At 42.5% G+C, this 10,066-nt stretch carries 14 protein-coding genes and 3 pseudogenes; 10 read left to right on the top strand and 7 right to left on the bottom strand.

What is annotated here, in order from left to right; translation table 11 throughout:
- The 3 pseudogenes from O9332_RS27235 to O9332_RS28535 form a co-directional block, all read right to left on the bottom strand.
- Positions 1–186 (bottom strand): annotated as a pseudogene (locus O9332_RS27235) (IS4 family transposase); the annotation flags it as partial.
- A gap of 34 nt (positions 187–220) precedes the next feature.
- Positions 221–401, bottom strand: a pseudogene (locus O9332_RS27230) (hypothetical protein).
- Between the two features lie 390 nt (positions 402–791).
- Positions 792–875: pseudogene (locus O9332_RS28535) on the bottom strand (type II toxin-antitoxin system RelE/ParE family toxin); the annotation flags it as partial.
- On the opposite strand from O9332_RS28535, the gene arsM reads away from it, so the two are divergent.
- A complete protein-coding gene (gene arsM / locus O9332_RS27225; RefSeq protein ID WP_002763796.1) occupies positions 875–1,849 on the top strand; it encodes an arsenosugar biosynthesis arsenite methyltransferase ArsM in 975 nt (324 codons plus the stop codon). The pseudogene O9332_RS28535 and the gene arsM sit on opposite strands and share 1 nt — an antisense overlap.
- Positions 1,850–2,095: 246 nt before the next feature.
- A complete protein-coding gene (gene arsS / locus O9332_RS27220; RefSeq protein ID WP_002763792.1) occupies positions 2,096–3,073 on the top strand; it encodes an arsenosugar biosynthesis radical SAM (seleno)protein ArsS in 978 nt (325 codons plus the stop codon).
- Between the two features lie 87 nt (positions 3,074–3,160).
- Here the strand turns inward: arsS and O9332_RS27215 are convergent, their stop codons facing one another.
- The 3 genes from O9332_RS27215 to O9332_RS27205 are packed head-to-tail and all read right to left on the bottom strand — an operon-like array spanning position 3,161 to position 4,080.
- Positions 3,161–3,292, bottom strand: a complete 132-nt coding sequence (locus O9332_RS27215; RefSeq protein WP_288028144.1) for a hypothetical protein — start codon at positions 3,290–3,292, stop codon at positions 3,161–3,163.
- A gap of 15 nt (positions 3,293–3,307) precedes the next feature.
- Positions 3,308–3,580 (bottom strand): DUF3143 domain-containing protein, encoded by a 273-nt coding sequence (locus O9332_RS27210; RefSeq protein WP_002763790.1) that lies wholly within the window; start codon positions 3,578–3,580, stop codon positions 3,308–3,310.
- A gap of 5 nt (positions 3,581–3,585) precedes the next feature.
- Positions 3,586–4,080, bottom strand: coding sequence for a J domain-containing protein (locus O9332_RS27205; RefSeq protein WP_002763788.1), 495 nt, complete (start codon positions 4,078–4,080; stop codon positions 3,586–3,588).
- A 445-nt stretch (positions 4,081–4,525) separates the two neighbouring features.
- On the opposite strand from O9332_RS27205, the gene O9332_RS27200 reads away from it, so the two are divergent.
- The 8 genes from O9332_RS27200 to O9332_RS27165 all read left to right on the top strand — a co-directional run bounded on the left by O9332_RS27200 (position 4,526) and on the right by O9332_RS27165 (position 9,648).
- A complete protein-coding gene (locus O9332_RS27200) occupies positions 4,526–5,089 on the top strand; it encodes a thylakoid membrane photosystem I accumulation factor (protein ID WP_043999545.1) in 564 nt (187 codons plus the stop codon).
- Positions 5,090–5,359: 270 nt separating this feature from the next.
- Positions 5,360–6,922 (top strand): iron uptake porin, encoded by a 1,563-nt coding sequence (locus O9332_RS27195; RefSeq protein ID WP_288028140.1) that lies wholly within the window; start codon positions 5,360–5,362, stop codon positions 6,920–6,922.
- A 297-nt stretch (positions 6,923–7,219) separates the two neighbouring features.
- On the top strand, positions 7,220–7,426 hold the full coding sequence (locus O9332_RS27190) for a hypothetical protein (protein ID WP_002763776.1): 207 nt from the start codon (positions 7,220–7,222) through the stop codon (positions 7,424–7,426).
- Positions 7,416–7,826, top strand: coding sequence for a putative toxin-antitoxin system toxin component, PIN family (locus O9332_RS27185; RefSeq protein WP_002763774.1), 411 nt, complete (start codon positions 7,416–7,418; stop codon positions 7,824–7,826). The genes O9332_RS27190 and O9332_RS27185 overlap by 11 nt, the downstream gene beginning before the upstream one ends.
- 490 nt (positions 7,827–8,316) lie before the next feature.
- A complete protein-coding gene (locus O9332_RS27180) occupies positions 8,317–8,607 on the top strand; it encodes a BrnT family toxin (RefSeq protein WP_002763767.1) in 291 nt (96 codons plus the stop codon).
- Positions 8,588–8,875 carry a BrnA antitoxin family protein gene (locus O9332_RS27175; RefSeq protein ID WP_288028137.1) on the top strand — a complete coding sequence of 96 codons (288 nt, stop codon included), beginning with the start codon at positions 8,588–8,590 and terminating at the stop codon, positions 8,873–8,875. Before O9332_RS27180 ends, O9332_RS27175 begins: the two co-directional genes overlap by 20 nt.
- An 88-nt stretch (positions 8,876–8,963) precedes the next feature.
- On the top strand, positions 8,964–9,302 hold the full coding sequence (locus tag O9332_RS27170; RefSeq protein ID WP_002763765.1) for a UPF0175 family protein: 339 nt from the start codon (positions 8,964–8,966) through the stop codon (positions 9,300–9,302).
- The gene (locus tag O9332_RS27165) at positions 9,295–9,648 is read left to right on the top strand and encodes a hypothetical protein (RefSeq protein ID WP_002763763.1); all 354 of its coding nucleotides are present in this window, start codon (positions 9,295–9,297) and stop codon (positions 9,646–9,648) included. The genes O9332_RS27170 and O9332_RS27165 overlap by 8 nt, the downstream gene beginning before the upstream one ends.
- 119 nt (positions 9,649–9,767) lie before the next feature.
- On the opposite strand, the gene O9332_RS27160 is transcribed toward O9332_RS27165, so the two are convergent.
- Entirely contained in the window at positions 9,768–10,007 is a 240-nt protein-coding gene (locus tag O9332_RS27160) for a hypothetical protein (RefSeq protein WP_002751846.1), read from the bottom strand.
- Positions 10,008–10,066: the final 59 nt, after the last annotated feature.

Below are 10,066 nucleotides of genomic sequence, written 5' to 3'. Positions count from 1 at the left end.
CTTTAAAAATCTTTTTAGTTTTTTTCTCCGACTCTCAAACAGGATCGGTATTGGCAGTGCTTCTGCTAATATCTCTAACTTAGCTTGCTTTAGTATTTGCCAGGTTCCAACTATCATTAACAACAGTAGATATCTGGCTCGCCCCAGTTCATTTTCTAACACTTTCTGGTATAGTTCACTTATCATTTTTGTTCTCTAGGTCATATTTACTATATATGACTTATCTTTTTTGGCTCTTCGGGACTTGGTATGGTTCGATAGGGGGGCATAAATCGACTAAATCCTTATCTGGCAAGAGATTTAATTAATTAGTTCGCTCTAGATCGCAAACAATTGACAAAAATCGCGGTAATGTCTTTCTCTATAAGGGTTTCATTCCTTATAACCCCCATCCATTGCATAACACAAACCGAAGAGCCTCTTTTTTGGAAGTCTGTGTCTGTATTCCATGCTACATAAGCTTTTCAGCTGGCTTGTCCCCCTGTCAGGTGCTTGTGCCAAAACCTCTTATCAACAGGCCGAAGAAGATTTATAGCATTTCCTAAGCTAGTGAGGTACACCTATTTTTCTTCCCTTTTGCCTTCTGCCTCTTGCATGAGTGCCTAAAACCCATAACTTTTGTACCTCAGCAGACTGAAAAACGCTATATAGTCATTTCAGATAAGTCTGATACACTCTAGACCGGTTAAACCCTTATGAACTCTGGCATTGATATTCTCAATCTTAATTGAAATGACTATATTCGAGTTCTCGGAGCATCAAGATAAACTAAGACGCATTTTAAGCGTTTACAGGTCAGTACGAATGCTACGATAGCGTTGGGCGAGGATGCGAAGTCGGTCCTTGAATTGATCAGAGAAAAGGAGTTTAAAGGATGAAAATGACTTATCTGGAAGCTACTGCCAAATTTTACAGCGAAGTAGCCCAAACTCCCGAAGTGGGGCTATGTTGTGTCCACAGCAGTCCTTTGCAACTACCCGGGTTAAAAATCCCTGCCATTATGCAAGAGATGAACTATGGTTGTGGCACGACGGTGCAGGCCAATGAATTAGGCAATTCTCCCAGGGTTTTGTATGTGGGTGTGGGTGGTGGTTTAGAAGCACTGCAATTCGCCTATTTTTCCCGTCGTCCAGGGGGAGTAATTGCGGTGGATCCAGTGCCAGAAATGCGTTGGGCAGCCCAAAGAAATCTCAGCGAAGCGCTGCTGGAAAATCCCTGGTTTAGTCTCGATTTTGTGGAAATTAGAGATGGTTCCGCCTTTGAATTGCCGGTGGAGGATGCCTCCGTCGATGTAGTGGCGCAGAATTGTCTTTTTAATATCTTTAAACCAGCCGATTTACAGTTAGCTTTACGGGAAGCTTTTCGCGTCTTAAAACCGGGAGGGCGTTTACTGATGAGCGATCCGATCGCCACTCGTCCAATCCCCGAACATTTGCAAGAAGATCAGCGTTTACGAGCTATGTGTCTATCGGGGGCCTTGACCTACGATGATTATATTAAACAGTTGCTCGATGCTGGTTTTGGTCAGGTAGAAATTCGGGCCCGTCGTCCCTATCGTTTACTGGACTGTCAGAGTTATAATTTAGCCGATCCGCTCCTATTAGAAAGTTTGGATTCCGTTGCTTTTAAACTAGCTATTCCCGAAGATGGGGCCTGTATTTTTACGGGCAAAACTGCTATTTATACTGGTACGGAGGCAATTTTCGATGATGGTGCCGGGCATATTTTAGCCAAAGGATTGCCGGTGGCCGTCTGTGATAAAACTGCGGGCAACTTAGCTCGCTCCTCTCCCCAAGATATCCTCATCACCGAGTCCACTTGGCACTATAACGGAGGCGGTTGCTGTTAAAAAAGCAGCGTCGAGACAAGTTCGATCCCTCAGTTACCAGTTATCAGTTATCAGTTACCAGTTATCAGTTACCAGTTATCAGTTATCAGTTATCAGATGTGAGTTATCAGTTATCATTGATTAGTTATTGGTCACTGTTTACTGTTTACTAATTACTGTTTACCGTTTACTGTTCAATGTTGACTGTTCAATGTTTACCGTTCACTGTTTACTGTTTACTGTTTACTGATTACTGTTTACTCTCCTATGACTCCTTTTGTTGAGAAACTAAAAACTCCTTTAACTAAGCAAAAAATCTCGGTTCTGCAAATTAATTTGGGGAAAAGATGTAACCTTGCCTGTAGCCATTGTCATGTGGAAGCTAGTCCAAGTCGCTACGAAGAAATGACTCCAGAACTGTGCGAACAAATTATCGAACTGATCGAAAGATTTCCCCAAATTAAAACCGTCGATCTGACCGGCGGCGCCCCGGAAATGCTCTACGGTTTTAAGCCGATTGTGGAAATCTCTAGAAAAGCTGGGAAACAGGTAATTGTGCGCTCGAATTTAACTATTTATTTCGAGAAAGGATTTACTGATATTCCTGAATATTGCGCTGGCCATCAGTTGCGGGTGGTGGCTTCTTTACCCTGTTATCTTGCCGATAATGTGGATAAAATGCGCGGGGAAGGAGTCTATGATCGATCGATTGCCGCTTTACAATGGTTAAACCGTCTCGGCTACGCTCAAGAGCCGAATTTGATTGTGGATTTAGTCTATAATCCCCAGATTCCTAAGTCAGATAATTTTTCTCTCACACCGGATCAGGTATCCCTGACACGGGATTACAAAAAGTTCTTGCAAGAACATTTTAATATTTCTTTTAACAATCTGTTTACTATCACTAACCTACCCGTTGGAAGGATGCGCTTCCATCTGGAACACCGGCAACTCCATCAACCCTATCTTCAATTCCTCGAAGACCATTTTAATGGCGATACTGTCGAACATTTGATGTGTCGTAATCAGCTTTCGATCGATTATTTGGGTAATATCTATGACTGCGATTTTAATCAGATGGAGGATTTGGCCGCTTGCACCAGTCAAGGCCAAAAATTAACCCTGCCGGATTTATTACAAGCGGGTAGTTTAGATGTAATTGCAGAGGTACAAACCGCTTCCTATTGCTACGGTTGCACTGCTGGCAGCGGTTCCAGTTGTGGGGGAGCTTTGATTGCAAACTGAACAAGTGTACTGGATTGACAGCGTGCCTCGGAAAATTTAGTACAAATGCTCGGACTAGCTCTCCCTGCTACCAACTCCGGTGCTGTCTTAACGGGGTAGGGTGTGGGGTGTAGGGTGTGGGGTTTTACCGATTTTCAGGTGGTCAATTAGCCAATTTTCAGGGAAAAAGTCCCTGAATTCTCCCCCCGATCGCTCCAATCGCTGGCACTTTTTAGTCAAAAGTTGGACTATTGATTAGGGACCAGAAAAAACCGCCGATTCGATATCTTGGCGACTAAGGGAGTATTTAAAAGCGCGATTGATGTCACTGCCGTCATTGGCTGCCCGAAAGTAACGAACGGTGATTTCTTCAATTTCGAGGCAGATTTCCGCTTTCCATGTCGGTTTTTCCACAGTCCAACAGTGGACATTCTCGGTATTTTTCCGACAACCTAACTTAACTAGCCATGCTTCGATCGCCGGTAAGGGATGATTATAGAGGGGAGTATCGGCAGTGGGAATCTTCATCGCATCTAAATCAAAAATAATTGGGCTACAGTGACGGCATTCTCTCCTCGAAGCATAGCAATAATCACCGCTAGTAACAAGCAGCCGAGCAGGGTGAGTGCCAAGATAAACAAAGCAAAAATTTCTCCCGAAGATAGGGGACGATCGGTCGGATCGAGATAGGCGCTACGATTAGCTATAGGTTCATCGCTATCGGGGATGGTTTGGATGACATTCCAGCGGGAGTAACCTATCTGTAAATCATACAGGGAACGGCGATCAGGATTACTCAGGGTGGCATAAGCTTCGTTAAGACGCTGGAATTTAACCGTTGCCACTTCGGGGCTGAGTTCGGTAGTATCGGGGTGGTATCGTTTGCTAAGTTCCCGATAGGCGCGTCGCACTTCGATCACCGAGGCACTCGGATGTAGTCCTAGAATGGCATAATAGGTATTGGCAAAGCGCGAGTTAGCGGCAATGACTCGCGAGGTGGTTTGGGAATTATCGCGCTCGAAGGTCACAAGATTTTTTACCGAAAAATTGGGTTTAAAGCCTCGCCCTTTTAGGGCGACTTTATGTGATGTATGATATTAAGAATAGCGGGCCGGGTAAGCAACCGCTTAAAAAACCCAGTCATCGCAGGATGAACGCACCTTGAAAACTAGAGTTATGGGGTTCTATAGGGGAATGCTCCTATAGGTAAAAGCTCTAAGCGTCAAGTACCAGAGAAACCAATTATTTTAGAGGTTTTGAACTGTATCGTAGGGGCCCCCGAAAACAGGCTTCTGTAAGGGAGCGAAAGTCTGGGGAGAGAACCACCTCTGGGTGGGATTTCGCCAGGAATCTAATTCAAGTGGACTCGTTGAGCCAGAAATTCACAGCAGTGATGCTAGAAGAATCCACGTCTGTTTAAGGCGTGGGGTATGTCAAACTAAAAATTGTCTTAATATTCTAACCCTGTTGATCATGAAATCTCGTTATCGGCTGCGTCTTCAGATCTGTCTTGTCTTTCTCATTGTTGCTCTGACGAGTTTCTCTCCTTGGCTAACCCCTAGCGCCTATGCGGGGATCGATGATGATCGCCTCGATGGTAATATTTTTGTGGTCTATGCGGGTAATGGTTCCCTCGTGCCACCGCGTTTAAATTTAGCGGAAACTTTTCAACGGAAAATTCCAGCTATTATTGTCTATTATTTGGATGATAGTAGCGATTGTAAGCAATTTGCGGCGATTGTCTCCCGTTTTCAAGAGTTTTACGGTCGCGCCGCCAGTATTATCCCCGTAAGTGTCGATTCTATCCCCTTAAAGTCTTCCTATCGTGCCGATGAACCGGGTTACTATTATCGCGGTGGGGTTCCCCAAACGGTGGTTTTAGACCAACAAGGTAAAGTGGTTTATGATGGTTTGGGCAATGTTAAATATGAAGATGTGGATGATGTCTTAAGAAAGGTTTTTGAGCTTTTGCCTCGATCGCAATCGCTAGAGTTAAAAAGACGCTCTTTTAACGAGTTTAACGCTGAATTACGCTAGTTACCTCTTTTTTATCCTCAATTGAACCAAAAATAATCATTTAGAGATGCTGTCAGCAGCGTCTCTATCTTGTTTTTAGGAAAAATAAAATTATTTACCTATTGTTTTTATTATCATTTAAGATTTATTTGAACCAAGAAATGCTAGATAATTCAGATTTTATCTGGAGTAACACTTGAAAAATATTTGCAACAGTGCCAGACTGAAAAAAGTTTGCTAACCTGATTATACTGAGAACAATAATCATTCTTATAGGTGTGGGAGACAGCAATGAAAATCAAGCAAAATTTCCTAACAGCAGCCATATTACTGGGTTTTTCTGGTCCGGTACTGGCTAATAGTCTCGAAAACCTCTCTAGTAACCCCATGGCACAGGTAACAAGTGTCAATCAATTGCGGGATGTTTCTCCCACTGCCTGGGCTTTTGAGGCCTTAAGAAGTCTCGTGGAGAGGTATGGTTGTATAGTAGGTTATCCTGACCGCACTTTTCGCGGTGAACGCGCTTTAACTCGTTGGGAATTTGCCGCCGGGTTGAATGCTTGCTTAAATACCCTAGAAAGATTGATTCAAGAAGGAGTAGCGGTATTAAAAGAAGATCTAGACAAAATCAAGCGATTAGTCAGGGAATTCGAGACAGAATTAGCGGCATTGGGTGCTAGGGTTGATAACTTAGAAAATCGAGTCGCTTTTCTGGAAAATAATCAATTTTCCACCACCACTAAATTAACCGGGGAAGTGGTGATGGCATTATATGGGGTAGCCACAGGAGAAAAAAACGGTGGTGAAGGGATTCCCCAAGTGCCAGCTTTTGGTTATCGGGCCCGTTTAGAATTAAATACTAGCTTCACAGGCAAAGATTTACTCTATACCCGTCTAGCAACGGGAAATATTGCCGATTTAGCCGATACTACGGGAACTTTTGAAAGCACCTTAGCCTTTACCCAACCGGACGGCAACGATTTATTGCTAGAAGTTTTAAACTACAGTTTCCCCCTAACGGAAAATATCCAACTCTGGTTAGAAGCGACGGGAGGTGCTAAAGATGACTTTACCAATACCCTCAACTTTTTGGATGGAGATGGTGCTAGTGGGGCGCTTTCCGCTTTTGGTACTCGCAATCCCCTTTATTTTGCCCCCGGACAAACTGGACTCGGTTTACAGGGTAATTATGGGGCTTTGCAATTCAGCGCCGGTTATCTTGCCGGGGATGCTAACGATCCTAACCCGGGTGCGGGTTTATTTAACGGTTCCTATACTGCCCTAGGGCAGCTGGGTTATGTTCCTAACGAGAATTTTGGCATTGCTTTATCCTACCTTCATGGTTATAACCAATTAGATACGGGAACGGGAAGCCAGCGCTCGAATTTCCGATTTTTCACCGAAGAACTATTCGGGGAGGCTGTGCCGACAATTAATAATAGTTTGGGTTTACAATTTACTTGGCGAATTGTCGATGGTTTTGTCCTCGGTGGTTGGGGTGGCTATACAAAAGCTATCACTCTTAGCACCTTAGATGGACAACTAGAACGCGGGGATTTAGATATCTGGAATTGGGCGGTAACTTTGGCTTTTCCTGATTTATTTAAGGAAGGAAATACGGCGGGTATTATTGTTGGTATGCAGCCCTGGGTATCTAGTTCTAGTATTAGATTAAATGATGGCAGTGCCACTAATGATCCCGATACTTCCTTTCATATCGAAGGATTTTATGAGTGGAAACTCACCGATAATATCGCCCTTACTCCGGGGGTAATCGTGATTACTTCTCCTAACTCTAATAACAACAATTCCACCTTAGTTATCGGTACTATCCGCACGACTTTTACTTTCTGATTTGTCTAGGCAGCCAGTCAGAAATAAAGATAAAGTATGACGGGATTTGACTTCATTTCTCCACTGGCTGCCGTTCCGCACTCTAGACTAACTGAATGAAGGGGCATTTATGGTATTTTTAGAGGCAATTTAGCCTATTTTTGTGGTTTCTTTTTTGATGGATTTAGAGGGTTTTAGTTTATGTTTGAGGGTTGAAGTTGTGGCGAAGAGGTCGAGGACGATTTGAGGAACACTGTTAAATGTGATTAAATAGAGTACAATAAAAGTTGAAGATACACCTAGTTACCTAGTTAAGCCATGAAACAAGTTCTCAAAAATATTAAGGTATCGGAGATTCCTACACTAATCGCTCAGTTAGGTCTTTCTCCTGAACAAGAAGTTAATCTGACGATTGAGGAAAATTCAGAAAGTCTTATCTCAATTATGGATAAAGTCGGCAAAAAAGCTCAAGCTAAAGGTTTGACAGAAGATAAACTAACAGAACTATTAGTAGATGAATCCTAATCGAGTTGTTATAGATACAAATGTTTTTATTAGTGCTTTACTAAATCCCCTAGGAACACCCAAAAAAGTAATCAATATAGCAGTCAGTCAATTTACTATTCTCCAGAGCGAGGCAACTTATCAAGAATTGGCAACGAGAATAAGTAAAAATAAATTTGACAAATATTTAGAAAAAGATGATAGGTTAGATTTCTTGTCGTCTCTTAAAAATAGGAGCTTATTTGTTGATATATGGCATGAAACGAGAGTTTGTTCCGATTTAGATGATAATAAATTCTTAGAATTAGCTGTATCTGGAATGGCACAATACATCATAACAGGCGATAAGGAGCTTTTAATTCTCAATACTTATCAAGGGATTCCAATTATTACTCCAGCAGAGTTTTTAGTTATTTTCTAGTGTCCCTGAGAATTTTTTGAGGGAGGAAGGCAAAAAAATAAACCTACTCAAGATTGAATGAAGGGGCATTTATGGTATTTTAGAGGCAATTTAGCCAACTTTTGTGGTTTCTTTTTTTGTTGATTTAGAGTGTTTTAGTTGGCGCTTGAGGGTTGAAGCTGCGCCGAAGCCGAAAGGGATGATAATTAACACATACCGCTCGAACTGTTATCTTTTGATGATGAGTAATTTGTTTAGCTTGCTATTGCTGCTAAATCGGTAGTTATACTGGCATTATATCTGGATAATGTTATGATCCCGACAGGGGTAAATTTTATTGCGATTGCGTTAGCGCAAATACAATGTTGATAAAAATTAATGTAGTAACTATAATATATAGCGGTTCTCACACCTGTGTGGCACACTTAAACCTTTGCTAATTAAGCTTTTCAACATCGATAGTGTACCTCTTGCGAACAGGAAACGCTATAGCTACATTTGGAGAGTAAAATTGAAGTGGACATGGGACGACAACAAAAATCGGACAAACAAGCGCGATCACGGCTTGAGCTTTGAAGCCGCTCAATATGTTTTTGCCGATTCTCTCGCTGTCAGCCGTCTTGATCCATACCCAGAGGAAGAACGCTGGCAGACTATCGGACTGATCGGTAAACTGACTGTATTTGTGGTGCATACTTGGCCGGAGTCTGATTCAGTGACCGGAGAGGAAACGGGACGAATTATTAGCGCACGCAGGGCAACAGCCCATGAAAGGAGGGCTTATGAAGAAGGGAGATTGTAATCCAGTACCGCCAGAGATACAGGCTGAAATTGACGCTCTAGCCGCATCACAAGAGCCTATCCGCACAGATCTGATCCCAGAGGCTACGGGAGATTGGAGCAGGGCGCGGCGTGGTGTATTCTATCGTCCGCTCAAACAGCAGATAACTCTAAGCCTTGATGCTGACCTGATAGACTGGTTCAAAACCCAGGCCACACAAGAGGAGGGGTATCAGACCAGTATTAATCGCGTCCTGCGAGAATATGTGGAAACACAGGCAAAAAAATAAACCCCCTCAAGATTGATTGAAGGGGTATTTATGGTATTTTTAGAAACAATTTAGCCTACTTTTGTGGTTTCCTTTTCATGGCGATACAATGAAGTTACTGCCACTTAATGAAACCTCTATGAACCTCATCCTTCCCTCTAAACTTCTGCAAACAGTACAAATGACTGAAGCTCAAATGCTCACGGAAATCGCTGTCATGCTTTATCAGCAGCAACGCCTTAAATTTGAACAAGCAGCCGAACTAACGGGAATGGCACTCGATGATTTCTACCAATTGCTAGTATCGCGTAATATCCTCACTCCACCCACTGACCCTGACGACGAACCAAAAGAACTCATCCTCACCAGTCTTTGTATTTCTCTTCAGCAAGCTAAAGAAGGCAAAGTACATCCCATCTCTGAACTCTGGGATGGCATAGATGACTGAAGAAATTCCCTCTATTAAGCTCCTTTTCTCTGATGAATTCAAGGATCGACTTCGCACCCTCGCCAAACGCTATCGGAGCATTCGTACTGACCTACAACCTCTAATTGATGACCTTCAGATAGGCAAATTCATCGGCGATCAAATACCAGGAATAGGCTACACTGTCTTTAAAGTTCGCCTCAAAAACAGCGATATTCAAAAGGGCAAAAGTAGCGGCTATCGTGTTATCTATCAACTTAAAGACAATGGTTGTGTTTTGATGCTCCTCATCTATACCAAATCTGACCAAACAGACATCCCAGCGCAGCAAATTCAAGACATCATTAATAAGTTTGACAATTTTTAGAAGTATTAATAGATGCCAAAAATAAACCCTCTCAAGATTGAATGAAGGGACATCGATGGTATTTTTAGAGGCAATTTAGCCTACTTTTGTGGTTTCTTTTTCAGTGGATTGAGAGGGTTTTAGTTGGCAACTGATAATAAAGCCTCTTCTATTGGCTTTGGTAACTCAATAGCATGAAACCGATTCACAGAAAAAGCGTAATCTTCACCACTTTCATCAATAACCCGAATTAGACTGTTTATTTCTGCTGTCTCATCAGGGATAACGCGGTATATTTTGCCCACCTCTAGTGAAGCTTCGTAGCCTTCATTATTGAGACAAACTGCGAACTTATTTGTTGGAGATGACTCTATTTTCATGGTCAATCTAGAAACGGTAACTTGAGCTTAAATTCTTTTTTGCCGATGCCATGAGCTTC

Source organism: Microcystis sp. LE19-10.1B (assembly GCF_027530565.1).
Taxonomy (GTDB): Bacteria; Cyanobacteriota; Cyanobacteriia; order Cyanobacteriales; family Microcystaceae; genus Microcystis; species Microcystis aeruginosa.
Note: the sequence above shows the minus strand (reverse complement) of the source record. Positions and strands in the feature narration are given on the sequence as shown.